Genomic DNA, 16,835 nt, shown 5'->3' on the forward strand with positions numbered 1-16,835 from the left:
GGAGAAATTTCCGTCGATCGGCCCCGGCCCTTGCGTGTACGGTGCGAGAAGTCCGTATTCACAAAGGCCCCACGGGTGGCTTGACCCGGACCGCATGTATGTAGGGACGTTGTCCTTTGATCTGCTTCTCGGCGACGTACGGTCGTTGAAGGAGAAGCGCTCCGTCGTCCGCCCGATCGTCGCCGAGCTGCACCGCAAATTCGCGGTGAGCGTGGCGGAGGTCGGGGACCAGGACCTCTACCGCAGGGCCCAGATCGCCCTGGCGATGGTCTCCGGGGACGCGGGCCATCTCACGGATGTGCTCGACCGCTGCGAGCGGCTGGTGGCGGCGCGGCCGGAGGTGGAGCTGTTGTCGGTGCGACGGCGGTTCCACGGGGGCGATGATGAATGAGGGCCGGATCGGCGGTGGCAGACCGCCCCGGCCATCGATGACTGACGCGAAGAAGAGAGAAGAAGACGCATGAGCGACACCGCGCGGGCACGCAAGCTGGCGGACCGCATCCGGGTCGTGGTCGCGGAGACTCTGCAGCGGCGGATCAAGGACCCGCGGCTGGGCTATGTGACCATCACCGACACCCGGATCACCGGTGATCTGCGGGAGGCGACCGTCTTCTACACGGTCTTCGGCGACGACGAGGAGCGGGCGGCCTCCGCCGCGGCCCTGGAGAGCGCCAAGGGTGTGCTGCGGTCGGAGGTCGGACGCCAGACGGGGGTGCGCTTCACCCCGACCCTGACGTTCGTCCCGGACGCACTGCCGGAGAACGCCCGCACCATCGACGACCTGCTCGCCAAGGCCAGGGAGGCGGACGCCCAGGTGCGCGAGGTGTCCTCGGGCGCCAGCTACGCCGGCGAAGCCGATCCGTACCGCAAGCCGGGCGAGGACGAGGACGACGAGGAGTCCGGCGCGGACGGCAACCAGCCCGGCGCGGACGGTAAGGCGCCCGGCACGGACGGCAAGGGTTCATCGGACGCATGACGCGCAAGGGCAGGGCCGCCTCCGGGGCACCGGACGGCCTGGTGATCGTCGACAAGCCGGCCGGTTTCACCTCGCACGACGTCGTCGCCAAGATGCGCCGCTTCGCCGACACCCGGCGGGTCGGCCACGCCGGAACGCTGGACCCGATGGCCACCGGCGTGCTCGTGGTCGGCGTGGAGAAGGCGACCCGGCTGCTGGGCCATCTGGCGCTGACCGAGAAGGAGTACCGGGCCACCATCCGGCTCGGCCAGACCACGGTCACCGATGACGCGGAGGGCGAGATCACCGCATCGGACGGCGCCGTCGGGGTCGAGCCGGGGGCCGTCGAGGCCAGGATCGAGGAGCTGACCGGGGACATCCAGCAGGTCCCCTCGAAGGTCAGCGCCATCAAGATCGACGGCAAGCGCTCCTACGCACGGGCGCGGGAGGGCGAGGAGTTCGCGATCCCGGCACGGCCGGTGACCGTCTCCTCCTTCGTCCTCCACGACCGCCGCGAGGCCAAGGCGGAGGACGGCACCACCGTCCTCGACCTGGACGTCACCGTGGTGTGCTCCTCCGGCACCTACATCCGGGCGCTGGCGCGCGACCTGGGCGCCGGACTCGGCGCCGGCGGCCATCTGACGGCTCTGCGCCGGACCCGGGTCGGTCCGTACGGGCTGGAGGCGGCCAGGACGCTGGAGAGCCTGGAGGAGTCGCTGGAGATCATGCCCATCGCCGAGGCGGCGGCCGCCGCCTTCCCGCGCTGGGACGTGGACGACCACCAGGCCCGGCTGCTGGGCAACGGCGTGCGGATCGACATGCCCTCGGGGGAGGCGGCGCCGGCTCCTTCGGCATCGGGTTCGGGGCCGGTCGCGGTCTTCGGGCCGGAGGGGCGTTTTCTGGCCCTCGTGGAGGAGTCGAAGGGCAAGGCGAAGAGCCTGGCCGTCTTCGTATGAGGCCATCGGGCCGCGTCGGGGCCAGGGCGCCGCGGTGTGTCGTGACTGATTCCGTGCTGCGTTGCGAGCGCCCGGACCGGCCGCCTACGGTGGCTTTCCGGCCGGTCCGGGCGCTCGTGGAGACCACCGATGCGAGGCGGGCGACCGGGGCATGGCAGTCTTAGACCTGCGAAGTCGACAGACAAAGGTTCGGGCGAGGAGCGGGCAAAGTGCAGCGCTGGCGTGGCTTGGAGGACATCCCTGAGGACTGGGGGCGCAGCGTCGTCACCATCGGTTCCTACGACGGGGTGCACCGAGGGCACCAGCTGATCATCGGCCGTGCCGTGGCACGGGCGCGTGAGCTGGGCGTACCGGCGGTCGTGGTCACCTTCGACCCCCATCCGAGCGAGGTCGTGCGGCCCGGCAGCCATCCGCCGCTGCTGGCCCCGCATCAGCGGCGCGCGGAGCTGATGGCCGGGCTGGGCGTGGACGCGGTGCTGGTGCTGCCGTTCACGACGGAGTTCTCCCGGCTCACCCCCGCCGACTTCGTCGCGAAGGTGCTGGTCGACAAGTTGCACGCACGGGTCGTGGTGGAGGGCCCCAACTTCCGCTTCGGCCACAAGGCCGCCGGGAACGTCGCGTTCCTGCGCGAGCTCGGCACCACCTACGACTACGAGGTCGAGGTCATCGACCTGTACGAGCGCGGTGAGGCGGGCGGCGGCGAGCCGTTCTCCTCCACGCTGGTGCGCCGGCTGGTCGCCGAGGGCGATGTCGCGGGCGCGATGGAGGTCCTCGGCCGGCCGCACCGGGTTGAGGGCGTGGTGGTGCGCGGTGCGCAGCGCGGCCGTGAACTGGGCTTTCCGACGGCCAACCTGGAGACCCCGCCGCACACCGCGATTCCGGCCGACGGCGTCTACGCGGGCTGGCTGACGGCGCGGGGCGAGGCGATGCCCGCGGCGATCTCGGTCGGCACCAATCCGCAGTTCGACGGGACCGAGCGGACGGTCGAGGCGTATGCGATCGACCGGGTCGGGCTGGATCTGTACGGACTCCATGTCGAGGTCGACTTCCTGGCCTATCTGCGGGGCCAGGAGAAGTTCGACTCGATCGAGGCGCTGCTGGAGCGCATGGCGGCCGATGTGAAGCGGGCCCGTGAACTCGTCGAGGAGCACGGCGGCAAGCGCTGAGGCGGCGTGAGGTGAGCCGTGCGGTGCGCTCGTGAGGTACCCCGGGCGGTGAACGTGGATGCGCCCCGTGGGCCCGGAGATCCGGGCCCACGGGGCGCATCGCTTCCGCTTGCTACTGCTGTAGCCCCTTGCTACTGCTGCGGCCCAGGGGGCTGCTGCTGCCAGGTCTGCTCCGGTTGCCAGGTCTGCTCCGGTTGCCCGGGCTGACCCGGTTGGACTGGCTGCCACGGCTGGCCGGGCTGCGGCTGCTGCCCCTGCCCGTAGGACTGCTGCCAGCCTTGCTGACCGCCCTGCTGACCGCCCTGCTGCGGGTATCCGGGGTACTGCGGCTGCTGGCCCTGCTGAGGCGCGTAGGAGCCCGGATAGGGCTGCTGGCCGGGGTAGGGCTGCTGGGCCTGTCCGGGCATCGGCGGGGCCACCTGCGGCGGCTGAGCAGCCCGGCCGTCGCCCGTCCACAGCCCCTGCTGCTGCTGGGCGCGGGTGAAGTCCTCCGCGACCATGGCCGAGAGGTTGAAGTACGCCTCACGGGTCTTGGGCCGCATCATGTCCAGGTCCACCTCGGCGCCCGCCGACAGATGCTCGTCGAACGGCACGACGATCACCCCGCGGCAGCGGGTCTCGAAGTGGGACACGATGTCCTCGACCTTGATCATCTTTCCGGTCTCCCGGACCCCGGAGATCACGGTGATGCTCCGCGAGACCAGATCCGCGTAGCCGTGCGCGGACAGCCAGTCGAGGGTGGTGCTGGCGCTGCTCGCACCGTCCACGGAGGGCGTGGAGATGATGATCAACTGGTCGGCGAGGTCGAGGACGCCGCGCATGGCGCTGTAGAGCAGACCCGTGCCCGAGTCGGTGAGGATGATCGGGTACTGCTTGCCCAGGACGTCGATGACGCTGCGGTAGTCGTCGTCGTTGAACGTCGTCGAGACCGCCGGGTCCACGTCGTTGGCGAGGATCTCCAGCCCCGACGGCGCCTGTGAGGTGAACCGCCGGATGTCCATGTAGCTGTTGAGATACGGGATCGCGGTGACGAGGTCGCGAATGGTCGCACCGGTCTCCCGCCGCACGCGCCGGCCGAGGGTGCCCGCGTCCGGGTTGGCGTCGATCGCGATGACCTTGTCCTGGCGCTCGATGGCCAGGGTCGAGCCGAGGGCGGTGGTCGTCGTGGTCTTGCCGACACCGCCCTTGAGGCTGATCACCGCGATGCGGTAGCAGGAGAGCACCGGCGTGCGGATCAGCTCCAGCTTGCGCTGCCGTTCCGCCTCCTCCTTCTTACCGCCGATCTTGAAGCGCGAGGGGCCGGGAGTGTTCTTCTTCGGCTTCTGCTTGCCCTTGATCAGCCGGTCCGAGGAGAGCTCGACCGCGGCGGTGTACCCGAGCGGCGCCCCCGCGCTTCCGCCCTGGCGCCGCTGGTCGGGCGTGACCGTCGGCCAGCCGCCGGTACGGGGATCGGCCGGGGCCGCCGGGGCCGCCGGGGTGGCCGGGGCTGCCGGGGCGGCGTGGGCGTCGGGGCGCGGATAGCCGTAGCCGTCGTGCGCCTGCCCCTGCGGCCCGGGCCCGGGAACGCCGTCGCCGGGACGCGGGAAGCCGTAGCCGCCCTGCGCGCCCGGTACGCCCGGACCTTGCTGCCCCGGGAACTGCTGGCCGGGGGGCTGCTGGCCCTGGGCGGGGTCGGTCGGCGCGTACGGTGCGGGCTGGCCGGGCTGGCCCGGGTACATCGGCTGTCCCGGCTGTCCCGGCTGTGCGGGGTGCTCGGCCTGACCCGACTGGGGCGTGGGATAGGGCTGAGGGTGGGGCTGCTGGTGGTACTGGCCCTGCTGGTCCGGCGCGGGCGGCTGCGGGAAGCCGTAGCCGCCCGGGACGGGCATCGGCCCCTGGCCCTGTCCCTGACCGACCGGGCCGGGCGCGGGCTGGCCCCCGGCTTGCGGATAGCCGTAGTGGGGGCCCTGCGGAGCCGGGGGGCCCTGCGGACCGGGTCCCGGCACGGCCGGGCCGGGCTGCTGATAACCGCCCTGCGGACCAGGCACATTGGCCGCCGGGGGCTGTGCCCCCTGGGCCTGATCCGGCAGTGGGACCGGACCGGGCTGGCCGGGGATCGCACCCGGAGCGCCCTCACCGGGCCGCGGATAGCCGTACCCGCCCTGCGGCCCGGGCCCAGGCGCCGCGGCGGCAGGCTGACCCTGCTGACCCTGCGTCTGGGGCGGGGGAGGCGCCCAGGAGGTGTCCTGGGGCGGGTGCGGCACGCCGACGCCAGGGGTGGCAGGCCCGTCCGTCCGCTGCTCCGGAACCGGAGCGGGACCCGGAGCCGGTGTGGCGCCGTCGGGCGCGGCGGGCTGGAAGTCCGGCGGCAGGGGCGGCAGCCCCGACTGCGGAACGGGCGGCGGAGCCCAGGTGGCGGCGGGCTGCTCCGAGGAAGGCGTGCTCGGCGGCACGGCGTCCTCGGGGATCGCGTCCTGAGGCTCGGCGGTCGCCTGCCTCAGCTCCTCCATCTCACGCCGCAGCTCGGCCGTGGAGAAGCGCAGCGTGCCCTCGCTGCGCACATTGTCGCCGGTACGGTCGTCCGTGTCCGCGAAGTCCGAATCGTCACCGGAGTCGGACGCAGAACCAGAATCAGAACCGGAAGAAAAACCAGAACCGGAAGAAAAACCAGAACCGGAGGAAGAACCGGAGCCGGAACCGGAATCACCCTCGGCAGCCTCGGAGTCCTCACTCCGCCTCTCGGCCACCTCGCGCCGCAGCGCGGCCGTGGAGAACCGCACGGTGGAGTGGCTGACCACATCGCCGTTGTCGCTCTCCTCGGAGCCGGACTCGGACTCGGGCTCGGGCGCGGACTCGGGGGCGTCGTCCCGTGGCGCCGCGGCGGGCGCCAGGTTGAAGTCGTCATCGACGGGAGCGGAAGCGGTGAAGGGAGCCGGAGCGGGAGCCGCCGCAGAGGCCTCCGCCTCGACATCGGAGGACCCGACGGAAGATTCTCGGGGCGCGGGTTCGGACTCGGGTTTGTCCGACGCGGCACCACCCGTCACGGCGTCAGCCGCGGGCGCACTGCCCCAATCCGGCGCGGAGTCGGGCAAAGGCGGCATGCGGATGCCCGCGTCCGACCCTTCCGCCTCCGCTTCAGACCGTGCCTCGTCACCCCTCCGCGCAGGGAACTCCTCCACCTCGGAGGCGTCCGGAGCGGCATCGGCGGAGGGCGGCACGGTCGGCGACGGCCAAGCACCTGGAAAGCCGCTCGGCTCCGGCGCCCCCGGCACGGACACAGGATTACCCGTGGGCGGCGGAGGCGGCGGACTCGGCGCTCCCGCACCGGTGCCCGTCCCGATTCCTCCGGAGCCGCCGGTCGACGCGGGGGCCGTGGAGGCCGGCGAGGACGACGACGAAGCGTTCTGCGTGTACCAGGCGGGCGGGGTGTAGTCGATGGTGAACTCGCCCGTGTGCTCGGTCTCCGCGTCGGACCGATCATCGCCGGGTGTGTTTCCGCCCGCGCGGATCTCGTCCCGATCGCTGCTCACAATGCCTCCTGGTGTGGTCGAGCACCCTTGAAAATCTTGGCGAGGCCGATCTGTTGCCGATCGCTACTGTCGTCCGACCGTTCGGCTTTCCCCTTTTGTGTCGCCGGGGATCCCTGAACAGGTTCTCCACCGGGTACCCCAAGACTAATCACCCTGAGCGCCACGAGGGCAGGCCCGTCCGCGCACTCAAGGCAGTCCGAGACCTCACCGTGCCTTACGGCGGTACGTACCCGGCAACCACGGGGGGAAGTCCAAGCGTCCGGTGGTACAAAGAATCCCCGCTCGAATGCCGTTGCACAGCGGGACCTGCGACCACGTCGCTCCTTTCCGGCCGGTGCCGCCGACCGGATCGCGGGGAGGAGGCCGACCGGTCGGTGGACTCGCGTGAGAGGTAGGCGCAGATGTCGCAGCCGCCCCAGCCCCCCAACCAGCCGCCCTCCGGCGGCTTCGGCCCGCCCCCGGAGCCCGAGGAGCCCAAGAAGCCTCAGGCGCCCCAGGAGCCCGGCCAGGGGGGCTTCGGCTCGCCGCGGAGACCTCCGGTGCCACCCGTGCCGCCCGCCGCACCCCCGAGACCCCCATCGGCTCCGTCGACGGGCCACACCCCGCCCCAGATATGGGACACCGGCGTCCTGCCGTCGAGCCCGCCTCCACCGCCGCCCGAGGTGCCCGGTCCCCCCGGCCCGGACCCCGCGCACCCGTACGCCCATAGCCCGTACGCGAGTCAGCCGGGGTACGGCGGCCCGCACTCCTCACCGCCCGGCCGGCCGTACGGCGCGCAGCCGCCCGGCGGCGGCCCGGCCCGTCAGCGCAAAGCCCTCGTCATCGGCGCGGTGGTGGCGGTACTGCTCGCGGCGGGTGGCGGGGTGTACGCCGCGGTGGGAGGCGATGACGACGGTAAGAAGCCCACCGCCGGCCCCACGACGACCACCCCGGACCGACCGCGGACACAGGACCCGACGCCCGGGCCGACCGGCGACGGCGACAACACCGGCGGCCGCGGCAGCGGCGAAAGCGACCCCAACGACCAGCGCCGGGCGGGCGAGGCGAAGGTCCTCTACCAGACGCCCGCACCTGAGCTCAGCAAGAAGAACCTCGAAGTGCCCGGCTTCTGGGCGATGAAGGGCTATGTCGTCAAGGCGGTCGAGAACAAGATCGTCGCGTACCAGGACGAGGGGGGCAGCAAGTGGACCCTCTCCCTCCCCAAGGCGGTCTGCGCCGCTCCCCACTCCACGACCGATGGCAAGGTCGTGGTCGCCTATGAGGGCCGTGGAAAGGACTCGTGCAGCCAACTCGCCCTGATCGACCTGAACAAGGGCGTCAAGCTCTGGGACCACCACGCCCCCGAGGCCGGCTCCCTGGGCAGCGGCTACACCAGCGTGGGCATGGCACAGAGCGGCGACCTCGTCGGCATGGCCTGGTTCGGCGGCTCCGCCGTCATCAAGGTCAGCGACGGTAAGGAAGTCTCATCCGAAAAGCCGAGTGCGGGCTGCTCCATTGACGGTTACGCGGGCGGCAAGGTCCTGCTGCGCGCCTACTCCTGCACCAATGGCACCGCGAGGCTGCAGCAACTCACCCCCAGCGGCTCGATCAAGTGGACCTACAACGTCCGTAAGGGCTACAAGGTCAACAACATCTTCTCCAGCAGCCCCGCCGTGGTGGCCCTCACCGACCAGAACCGACAGTCCGGCGGCATTCTGGCCGTCTCGGACACCGGCAAGGAACGCTCGACCCTCGCCCTGGGCAAGCGCTCCTACCAGCCCGAGTGCGGCACGGACATCTTCGGCACGAACATGGGCAACTGCGAGGGCGTCGCCGTCTCCGCCGACACTTTCTACCTGCCGACCGAGATGACCCAGGACCAGGGCACGGGCGGCTCGACGAGCGAGATCCATGCCTTCGACCTCGACACCGGCAAGCGCAAATGGGCCGTCAAGGTGGCCGAACGGCTCCTGCTCCCGCTGAACATGGACGGCAAGACCCTCATCGCCTACGAAAAGCCCTCGTACACCGCACCCGGCCAGATCGTTCGTATCGCCCCCGACGGCGGCAAGCCGAAAACCCTGCTACGCCTGCCCCAGGCCACCCAAAGATCCGAGCGCGACTTCTACTCCGCCACCCACACCTACCGCAACGGCAACTTCTACATCGCCACCAACCGCGTCACCGGCAACGACACCACCCCCGAAAAACTCCTCCTGGCCTTCGGGCCCTGAGCGGCGGGCGAGCGGCAAAACGACCGCGGGGGCGGACACCGGCCGGTGTCCGCCCCCGCGCCCGCGCTTCTCAGGTCAGATCGAATTCGCCGTCCCTCGCGCCCAGGACGAAGGCACGCCATTCGGCCTCCGTGTAGCGCAGCACGGTCTCGGGGTCGGTGGAATTCCGCATGGCCACTGCCCCATTCGGCAGGTAGGCGATCTCCACCCGGTCCTCGGAGCTGCTGCCAGGTGCGCTCAGCCACTCGACATCGGAGATGTCGAGGGCGTACAGCTCTTCCTTCTCTTTGGCGTCGGCCATCGGTGGAGAATCCCTTCGGGTACCGCGGAAACTAGCCCGCCTGGTGCTTGGCTGACAGTCTCATCCACGGTGTGCGCGGCGGCAATCGAACACCGTCAGTCCATGCGGCGAGCCCCGCCCAACAGGCCCGACTCGACGTCCGTCGGATGTGTCGCCACATAGAGCCGGGTCTGGCGATCACACCAAAGAGTGACCCCGTCCGGAAGCGTGGACAGTGACTCGACATCCATGGACGGCAGACCCATGATCCGCCCGACCTGGACGGCCTCCTCGGGAGACACCCGCTGGACGCCCACCAGGTCCGCGTTCTCCATGAGCCGGGGCGCGACCGGGCTCATATAGGGCAGGAGCGTCAGCACGGACTGCCATGGCGCCGAGGAGACCCGCCCGCGCGGCGGCCGCATGCCCGCGTCACGGATCACCAGCACGGGGCTGCCGATCGACGGCCCTTGTGGCGGCACACGTCCCACGTCGTGGAGCGTCATGCTCTGGTACCCGCCGTTCGCGGCCTGCGCCAATGACGCCCACATCTGCTGACGGCCGGTCTCCACGGTGACCCGCGCGCCCGTGGCGACCGCTCGCAACCCGATCACCTGCGCTGTCCACAGACCGCCGACCAGGACGACATTGAAGGGCGTAGGACGGTGCAGGCCCAGTACGGCGGGTTGATCCCGCGCGCCGACGCCGATCATCACCCCGTCGTCGCCGATCGGCAGCGCCAGTGCGTCGAACTGCTCCGGTGGGAGTTCGTGCCCTTGGCGCCGCGGTCCGATCAGCCCGAAACCCCGTCGCGGCCTGCGGGGGGCGGGAGTTCCCGGCTCATCCGTCTGACCAGGCATGGGGCCAGGTGTGGAGGCCGGGGAGTAAGAAGGGCCGCCTGAGACGGTCGTGGGCATGGCCATCAGCGGGTCCCTCCCAGGGGCAGAGTGGCGAGTACGCCGGGTACCTGCTCGCGGTCCAGCCGTGCGAGCCCCACCCGTACCCCACGGGCGGTGCGCTGGAGCTCCCGCCTCATCCCGACCAGGTCGTCCGCGCTATGACCGGTGATCCGGAGATGCCCGCTCACCGTGGGGGCGGGCCGGCCCCCCTGCGTCCCGCCCCGTCGCAAGGTGAGGCTGAACGTGGTCGCGAGGGCGGGCAGTGAGGTCAGCAGCGCGGCCAGCTGGGGAAGGGGCGTGGTGCCCGGACCCAACTGCGGCCACCGGCTCACCCAGTAGGTGGTGTGCCAGCGGTCGTCGCAGCGCCAGGCACGGGTGCTCTCCACCGTGCGCCGGCTGAGCGTGTTGGTCTGCCGGGCCTGCGCTGTCGCTCGCGGGTTGACGCTCGCGGCGGTGGCGATCGCCGCCGTCACGCCTTCCTCCGTCAGGAGCGTCACGCCGAAACCCGCCCCCTGCAGTCTGCTCGACAGCTGATCCGCGGCCCGCAGCACACACCGCTGCGCACCCTCGAGGCCCCCGCCCCTGGCCGCGACGGCCTCCGGGCAGAGCTCCGGGTTGAACTTCAACGCCACCCACGTCAGACGGACCGCAGGGGCGCCCGTCTGCTCCTGAAGCGGCCCGTAGTTGCGCACGGGCACCGTCTGCGCCGACAGATGGGGTGCGGGCGCCGCCAGCGCATGCTGCACCACCTGGACGGACTCCAGGACGATGCCGTCGACGTCCATGGCGTCACGCAGCAGCGAAAGCGGGAGTGGACGCTGCATACGGTGAGGGCGCAGCGGCGAGTCCGTCGCGTCCACCTGCAGGATGGCGGTCAGGAAGGTGCCGTCCCCCACCAGGCCGACCATCCGCCGCTCACGATCGGTGAACGTATAGGTGCGCAAGGCCGGTTCGCACTCCAGGGCCGGCGTGAACACGTGGTCCGCGCCCGCGTCGATCGGCTTGGCCGCTTGCCGCTGGCGCCTGCGCAGCGCGAGCGCGGTGCCCAGCCATTCCGGAATCGGCTGCTGATGACGCGTGACCACGGCCAGCAGAACCAGGACGACGCCCACGACTCCGGCGGGCACCAGCAAGAGCCTGTTGACGACCCCTGCGGCCAGCACGATCGCCGCGGCCACCTCGACCAGCACGAATTGCTGCAGCCGCAGGGGGCCGATGCTGCCGGGCCGGGACGTCGTGCGTGGGCTGGCGGAAGCGATGGGGGCCGTTGTCGGGGGAGCGTCAGCGGGCGCGGGCGGACGCGGTCCGCTCGGTGCTCCTCGGCCGGACGCGCTCCTCGCCGTACGTGCGCGCGTTGCGCCAGCCATCCCCGTCAGCCCCCTCATATCCGAAACCGGCCCGAACGGCCCGGTCGTCGACCGCCCGCCGGTCAGTGTCCCCGGGCGGCATGAGCCAGTTCACTACCGGCATAGTAGAGGGTCGGTACGACACCAGGACCGACGGCAGGCTACCTGACTACCGAGGCCGAAAAGCGGGGAGAAGCGGCTAAAAATGGCATCACGGCGGGATGAACTCAACGCCTATATCTATGCGAAGAAGCGGACAGTCGCCGCGTTCTTGCAGCCCACGCCGAGTGGTACGGAGGAGGGCGCGCCGCGTCCGCTGCGCGCGGTCCTTCCCGGAGTCGTCGTCGGGGCCCTGATTCTCGCCGGTTTCGGCGCCTGGGGCATGTTCAAGCCCGTCGCCCCCAAGGGGTGGGACACGCCGGAATCGCATGTGATCGTCGGCAGTGACTCCACCACTCGGTACGTCATCCTGAAGACCGGTGGCAAGCCCCAGCTCCACCCCGTGCTGAACCTCGCCTCCGCCAAGCTCCTCCTCGACCCCGAGAAGTCCAGCATCATCAAGGTGAAGGAGTCGGAGCTCGACAACGGCCACATCCCGCGTGGCCCCACGATCGGCATTCCGTACGCGCCGGACCGCATCCCCAGTGCGGACGAGGCGAAGAAGCGTATGACGTGGGCGGTCTGCGAACAGCCGGGCGGTAATGGGAAAACCACCCAGAAGGCCGTCTTCCTCTTTTCCGAACGGGACCCGAAGCTGCAGAAGATGCGGGGCTCCCAGGCGCTCCACGGTGGCCAGGCCCTCTATGTGCAGGGCCAGGACGGCGCCCGCTATCTCGTAGACCCGCGGGGCGTCAAGTATTTGATCGGCGGCCCGGACTGGAAGGCGAAGTCCGCCGAGGACAGCAATCTCCTGCTGCGTTCGATCTTTCACGACGGGGCTCAGCCGCAGCATGTCACCAGGGACTGGCTGGCCACCTTCAGGGACGGGGCACCGATCGACTTTCCGCAGGTTCCCGGCCAGATCGGCGATGACGCCGGGGTGCCGAGTCTCGGCGAGGCGAACCGGGTCGGCATGGTGCTCGAAGCGCCCACCGGAGCCGGCACCCAGAAGTACGTGGTGCTGCAGGGAAAGGTCCAGCGCGTCTCGGAGTTCGTCGCCAAGCTCCTGCTCAGGAGCAAGACCTCCAGCAATGAGGCGAGTACGGCCAAGCGAGTGGCGGCCCCGTCGTTCACCCCGGACACCGAGAACGAGTTCTACGGCAAGTACCACTGGCCCAGCGAAATCCCGGACCAGGCCAACTCCGTCGATCCCGCACTGGGCAGCGGAGCCCGGGACACCAGCTGCAGCGTCATGGGCGGTGTGACCGCCAAGGGCGGTGCCAAGGTCGCCACTTGGGCCGGCAGGGATTTCCCGGCCACCATCCCGGACGGTGCCACCAGCGCCTATGTGACCCCGGGCTCGGGAGTGCTCTACCGCCAGGTGAGCGGTCGCCAGATCAAGAACGGACCGGTCTTCCTGGTGACCGACACCGGCCTTCGCTACTCGGTCCAGTCCAACAACGACAGCGATTCCGGCACATCGAAAATCGGCGACGACGGCTCCGGCAAGGACAAGGCCACTGAGACGCAGCAGGACGTCAACAAGGCCCAGCGCAGCCTCGGATACCAGGACGTCAACCCGACCCCGGTGCCCGCGGACTGGTCCGAATTCCTGCCCACCGGTCCACGCCTCGATGCCAACAGCGCCAAGCAGCCCCAGGGTTCATAGGACATGAGGAAGCCGAAACACATGCGGCGCATCATCAAACCTTTCGCCCTGTCGGCGGCGACGGCCCTCACGGCGCTGACCGCGGCAGCCGGACCCTCGCCTTCCGCGGCAGCCGGACCTACATCGCCCTCCGCGGCGCCGAATCTGTCCCTCGCGGGCAGCGGCGAATGCAGTTATCCCGCCAAACAGATCAAGGGCACGCCCTGGTCCCTTCAGCGCGTCATGCTCGACCAGCTGTGGAACGACACCAAGGGGCTGGACCCGAAGGGCCGTCCGGTCAAGGTCGCCGTCATCGACACCGGTGTCGACAACACCAATCCCCAGCTCAAGGACGCCGTCGACGCCAAGAGCGGCAAGGAAGTCCGCAGGGCCGGCAAGAAGGGCCTGTCCAAGGGGAAAAAAGGCGACGGGACGGACGACTCGGTCGGCCACGGCACCAAGGTCGCCGGCATTATCGCCGCCCGCCCGCACACGGGCACGGGGTTCGTCGGCATCGCACCGAAAGCCGAGATCATCCCGATCCGGCAGAACGACGAAAAGGGCTCCGGTACCACCGACACCATGGCCACGGCCATCGACTGGGCGGTCCACGCGGGGGCCCGCGTCATCAATATCTCCCAGGACACCGTCAAGCCGCTCCAGGCAAACAGCAATCTGCAGCAGGCCGTTGAGAACGCGCTGCAAGCGGACGTCGTCGTGGTCGCCTCCGCCGGCAACGACGGTCTCGACGGCAAGGTCAAGAAGACCTACCCGGCCGCTTACGACGGCGTCCTCGCCGTCGGCGCCTCGGACCGCAACAACGAGCGCGCCCCCTTCTCCCAGTCCGGTGACTTCGTCGATGTCGCCGCTCCCGGGGTCGAAATGGTCTCCACCGTCCCCAAGGGCGGCCAATGCGTGGACAACGGCACCAGCTTCTCCGCGCCCTACGTCGCCGGCGTCGCCGCCCTGATCCGTGCCAAGCACCCGGACTGGAAGCAGGACGAGGTGGTCGCCCAGATCGAGCAGACCGCCGAGCGAGCCGTCAACGAGCACGACCGCTTCATCGGCTGGGGCGTCGTCGACCCCGTCCGCGCCCTCACCGAGGACGAAACCCGCATCGACCACGTCACCCTGGACAAGGGCGCCGCCCACGATGTCTCCGCTCCCGATCCCGCCCCCATGCCCTTGGGCGAGACCCCTGAGGAGCGAAGGGAACGCCTCGCGACCTACTCCGTGGGAGCCGCGGCCGTCGTGGTGGCGGGCATAGCGGGCCTGGCAGCGGTCCTCAACGAACGGAGGCGCCGTCGCTCCGGAGCAGCTGAGTAGGAGTACTCAGGGAGGCGCCTGATCATCCTCCTACACTGAGCTATTTGACGTCACTGTGAATCATGCAAGGCGGGGGAGCGTATGCCGACGTTCGAGGCGGAATGGGCGCAGATGAAGCGCGAGGCGTCCGGTGACACCGGGATGAGTCTCGCGAGCGCCGACGACAAGCCGGCCTGGGCGCAGAGCGGCTCCGGCAACCTGAAGTCCAACAAGAACGCTTGGACGACAGCGAGCAGGGCAGTCGGCAAGCTCCGGGGGGACATCACAACGGCGCTGACAAAGCTGGAGGAGGAGCAGACCGGCCTGGGCGCGGGCAGCGACTCCGGCGGCGGAATCCAGAGCGCGGCGGCCCAGCGGGAGCTCTACCGCTCCTGGAAGCGCTATCTGAAGGGCGTAAGCGCGAAGTGCGGCGCGATCCAGGACCGGCTTGAAAGGGCCGGGGATCACCAGTACAAGAACGACGAGGCCACCAAGTGCGCGTTCGACGGGCTGGACGTCCTGTACAAGGACACGAAGCCCGTCGGCGGCGACAGCCGGGGCCGGTGAAGCGGCGGTGGATTACGCGACACTCAAGTCCCTCAAGCCCTCGGAGTTCGAGGATGCCGCGGGCGGCTATCGGACCGTCGGGGACATGGCCAGTCAGGTCAAGGACGACCTCGAGCAGCAGATAGCCGCAGGCATGCGGAAAACTCTCGAAGGCGAGGCCGTTGACGCCGCCGTGGTGCAGCTCCGGAAGCTGGCGACCAACTTCCATTACACCCAGGTCGAGTGCGCTCTCATCACCACTGCCCTCAACTCTCTGGCCTACGAACTACGAGCAGCCAAGGACAAGCTCGACGCCGCTGTGGAGGACGCCGAGGCGGAAAAGTTCACGGTGGGCTCCGACGGCTCGGTGAGCTACCCGGCGGCCGGTGACAAGGTCGACGGGAAAGTGCCGGAGGGCGGCACGGTCCAGGGCAGCGCGAAGGGCAAGCCGACGAACCAGCCGATCGACCCGACCGGCGACGCGAACGACACAGCCGACGCCCTGGAGCGCCAGGCGGCGAACATCCACCCCAACCCGAACTTCGGCCGTGCGGTGGCGATCGCCAATCGCATCGCGCAAGCCGTCTATGACGCCACGCAGGCCGACAAGAAGTGGGCCCCCAAGCTGCGCAGCCTGAAGGCCGATGACGACCTGCACGTTTCCCGTTACGACTGGGCCGACACTCAGAGCGACACGAGCGGTGTCCGTAGCGGAGCGAAAGACTACCTCGACGACATCAAGCATCCGCCCAAGGACGGTAGTCCTACGGATAATGCGAAATGGTGGAAGGGCCTTTCCGATCAGGAGAAGGTCGACTATGCAGCCATGTACCCTGCCGGCCTAGGCAAACTGGATGGCATCCCCGCGGATGTCCGTGACGAGGCGAACCGCATTGAGCTGGCGGAAAAACGAGCCGACTACCAAATCCGGCTCAATGCGATACCAAAGGAACCTATCAAGTTCAAAGATGTCGGCCCCAACGTCACAGCCTACACCCAGGAATGGCTCGACTGGCACCACAAGTATGAAGGTGAGAAGGGGCGCCTGGAAGGTACTCTGAAGGGCATGAACGCCATTCAAAATCGATTCGATCAGACTGGTCGAAAAGGCTTGCCGGAGGCATACCTGCTCGGTTTCAGCCCTGAAGGTCGAGGGCGGGCGATTGTCGCCAACGGAAATCCGGATACGGCCGACCACACTGCCGTCTATGTCCCTGGCACAACTTCGAACCTCAGCAAGATTCACGGGGACATCAATCGCATGACGAACTTGTGGCATGCATCCGAACCACTGGCGCCGGGGCAAAACGTCTCGACCGTCACCTGGCTCGGCTACGACGCGCCGCAAAACATTGTCACGGACGCCACCCGTCCCGGATACGCGAATACTGGTGCGCCCGCGTTCAATCAGTTTGTCGATGGTCTGAACGCGTCGAACGAGTCGGGGACGGACAGTCACGTAACCGCGATAGGCCATTCCTACGGCTCCACCCTCATCGGTTCCGCGGCGCGCCAGGGCACCCTGAACGCGGACGATGTCATCTTCGCGGGAAGTCCGGGTGTCCAGGTGGGAAGCGCCGAGGCCCTGGACGTACCCAGGGGGCATGTCTGGAACGAGTACGCTGATGATGACCCTGTTCCCGAACTGGGCCGCGCATTCCATGGCGGTGACAAGAGCAGCCGCTTCTGGCAAGACGCGGACATGCCCATCATCCCCGCTGATGCCGAATTCGGGGCCCATCAGATGACGACCGACACTGAGGGGCACAGTGGCTACTGGGATTACGACTTGGATCATGAAGACAGCTCGCAAAGTCTACTAAACCAAGCCAACGTGGTGGTGGGGCGACATGACAAGGTGCAAATCAGTGACTAGCTCCGCGCGTAACCGAAAGGGCATTCTTTCGTTCCTC

General features: G+C 69.3%; 14 protein-coding genes. 9 read left to right on the plus strand and 5 right to left on the minus strand.

The window, feature by feature from the left end:
* The first annotated feature begins 94 nt into the window (after positions 1-94).
* The 4 genes from STRVI_RS08765 to STRVI_RS08780 all read left to right on the plus strand — a co-directional run bounded on the left by STRVI_RS08765 (position 95) and on the right by STRVI_RS08780 (position 3,077).
* Positions 95-391, plus strand: a complete 297-nt coding sequence (locus STRVI_RS08765) for a DUF503 domain-containing protein (protein ID WP_014055274.1) — start codon at positions 95-97, stop codon at positions 389-391.
* A 69-nt stretch (positions 392-460) separates the two neighbouring features.
* Positions 461-976, plus strand: coding sequence for a 30S ribosome-binding factor RbfA (rbfA, locus tag STRVI_RS08770; protein WP_014055275.1), 516 nt, complete (start codon positions 461-463; stop codon positions 974-976).
* A complete protein-coding gene (gene truB / locus STRVI_RS08775) occupies positions 973-1,911 on the plus strand; it encodes a tRNA pseudouridine(55) synthase TruB (protein WP_014055276.1) in 939 nt (312 codons plus the stop codon). The genes rbfA and truB overlap by 4 nt, the downstream gene beginning before the upstream one ends.
* Positions 1,912-2,120: 209 nt before the next feature.
* Complete coding sequence (locus tag STRVI_RS08780; protein WP_014055277.1) at positions 2,121-3,077, plus strand: bifunctional riboflavin kinase/FAD synthetase; 957 nt, start codon at positions 2,121-2,123, stop codon at positions 3,075-3,077.
* 131 nt (positions 3,078-3,208) lie between these two features.
* On the opposite strand, the gene STRVI_RS08785 is transcribed toward STRVI_RS08780, so the two are convergent.
* On the minus strand, positions 3,209-6,586 hold the full coding sequence (locus STRVI_RS08785) for an SCO5717 family growth-regulating ATPase (protein WP_014055278.1): 3,378 nt from the start codon (positions 6,584-6,586) through the stop codon (positions 3,209-3,211).
* Between the two features lie 662 nt (positions 6,587-7,248).
* Here STRVI_RS08785 and STRVI_RS08790 point away from each other — a divergent pair.
* Complete coding sequence (locus STRVI_RS08790) at positions 7,249-8,799, plus strand: PQQ-binding-like beta-propeller repeat protein (RefSeq protein ID WP_123060278.1); 1,551 nt, start codon at positions 7,249-7,251, stop codon at positions 8,797-8,799.
* Positions 8,800-8,869: 70 nt separating this feature from the next.
* Here STRVI_RS08790 and STRVI_RS08795 read toward each other — a convergent pair whose 3' ends face one another.
* The 4 genes from STRVI_RS08795 to STRVI_RS52545 form a co-directional block, all read right to left on the minus strand.
* Entirely contained in the window at positions 8,870-9,100 is a 231-nt protein-coding gene (locus tag STRVI_RS08795) for a DUF397 domain-containing protein (RefSeq protein WP_014055280.1), read from the minus strand.
* A 95-nt stretch (positions 9,101-9,195) separates the two neighbouring features.
* The gene (locus tag STRVI_RS08800) at positions 9,196-10,002 is read right to left on the minus strand and encodes a hypothetical protein (RefSeq protein WP_014055281.1); all 807 of its coding nucleotides are present in this window, start codon (positions 10,000-10,002) and stop codon (positions 9,196-9,198) included.
* Positions 10,002-11,345, minus strand: a complete 1,344-nt coding sequence (gene eccE / locus STRVI_RS08805) for a type VII secretion protein EccE (protein ID WP_078505181.1) — start codon at positions 11,343-11,345, stop codon at positions 10,002-10,004. Before eccE ends, STRVI_RS08800 begins: the two co-directional genes overlap by 1 nt.
* On the minus strand, positions 11,260-11,439 hold the full coding sequence (locus STRVI_RS52545; RefSeq protein ID WP_167543180.1) for a hypothetical protein: 180 nt from the start codon (positions 11,437-11,439) through the stop codon (positions 11,260-11,262). Before STRVI_RS52545 ends, eccE begins: the two co-directional genes overlap by 86 nt.
* A gap of 90 nt (positions 11,440-11,529) precedes the next feature.
* On the opposite strand from STRVI_RS52545, the gene eccB reads away from it, so the two are divergent.
* The 4 genes from eccB (at position 11,530) to STRVI_RS08825 (ending at position 16,798) form a co-directional block, all read left to right on the plus strand.
* Positions 11,530-13,092, plus strand: coding sequence for a type VII secretion protein EccB (eccB, locus tag STRVI_RS08810; RefSeq protein ID WP_014055283.1), 1,563 nt, complete (start codon positions 11,530-11,532; stop codon positions 13,090-13,092).
* Positions 13,093-13,113: 21 nt separating this feature from the next.
* Positions 13,114-14,397, plus strand: a complete 1,284-nt coding sequence (gene mycP / locus STRVI_RS08815; RefSeq protein WP_014055284.1) for a type VII secretion-associated serine protease mycosin — start codon at positions 13,114-13,116, stop codon at positions 14,395-14,397.
* Positions 14,398-14,478: 81 nt separating this feature from the next.
* Entirely contained in the window at positions 14,479-14,943 is a 465-nt protein-coding gene (locus STRVI_RS08820) for a hypothetical protein (RefSeq protein WP_014055285.1), read from the plus strand.
* A 7-nt stretch (positions 14,944-14,950) separates the two neighbouring features.
* Complete coding sequence (locus STRVI_RS08825; protein WP_014055286.1) at positions 14,951-16,798, plus strand: alpha/beta hydrolase; 1,848 nt, start codon at positions 14,951-14,953, stop codon at positions 16,796-16,798.
* Positions 16,799-16,835 lie beyond the last annotated feature (37 nt).

It is taken from the genome of Streptomyces violaceusniger Tu 4113 (assembly GCF_000147815.2).
In the GTDB taxonomy this organism is placed as follows: domain Bacteria; phylum Actinomycetota; class Actinomycetes; order Streptomycetales; family Streptomycetaceae; genus Streptomyces; species Streptomyces violaceusniger_A.

Excerpts from the sequence above, each read along its gene's own strand:
- STRVI_RS08795 (WP_014055280.1), bottom strand. The coding sequence starts at position 9,100 with ATGGCCGACGCCAAAGAGAAGGAAGAGCTGTACGCCCTCGACATCTCC.
- mycP (WP_014055284.1), top strand. The coding sequence starts at position 13,114 with ATGCGGCGCATCATCAAACCTTTCGCCCTGTCGGCGGCGACGGCCCTC.
- eccE (WP_078505181.1), bottom strand. The coding sequence starts at position 11,345 with ATGGCTGGCGCAACGCGCGCACGTACGGCGAGGAGCGCGTCCGGCCGA.
- STRVI_RS08765 (WP_014055274.1), top strand. The coding sequence starts at position 95 with ATGTATGTAGGGACGTTGTCCTTTGATCTGCTTCTCGGCGACGTACGG.
- rbfA (WP_014055275.1), top strand. The coding sequence starts at position 461 with ATGAGCGACACCGCGCGGGCACGCAAGCTGGCGGACCGCATCCGGGTC.
- eccB (WP_014055283.1), top strand. The coding sequence starts at position 11,530 with ATGGCATCACGGCGGGATGAACTCAACGCCTATATCTATGCGAAGAAG.
- STRVI_RS08820 (WP_014055285.1), top strand. The coding sequence starts at position 14,479 with ATGCCGACGTTCGAGGCGGAATGGGCGCAGATGAAGCGCGAGGCGTCC.
- truB (WP_014055276.1), top strand. The coding sequence starts at position 973 with ATGACGCGCAAGGGCAGGGCCGCCTCCGGGGCACCGGACGGCCTGGTG.
- STRVI_RS08800 (WP_014055281.1), bottom strand. The coding sequence starts at position 10,002 with ATGGCCATGCCCACGACCGTCTCAGGCGGCCCTTCTTACTCCCCGGCC.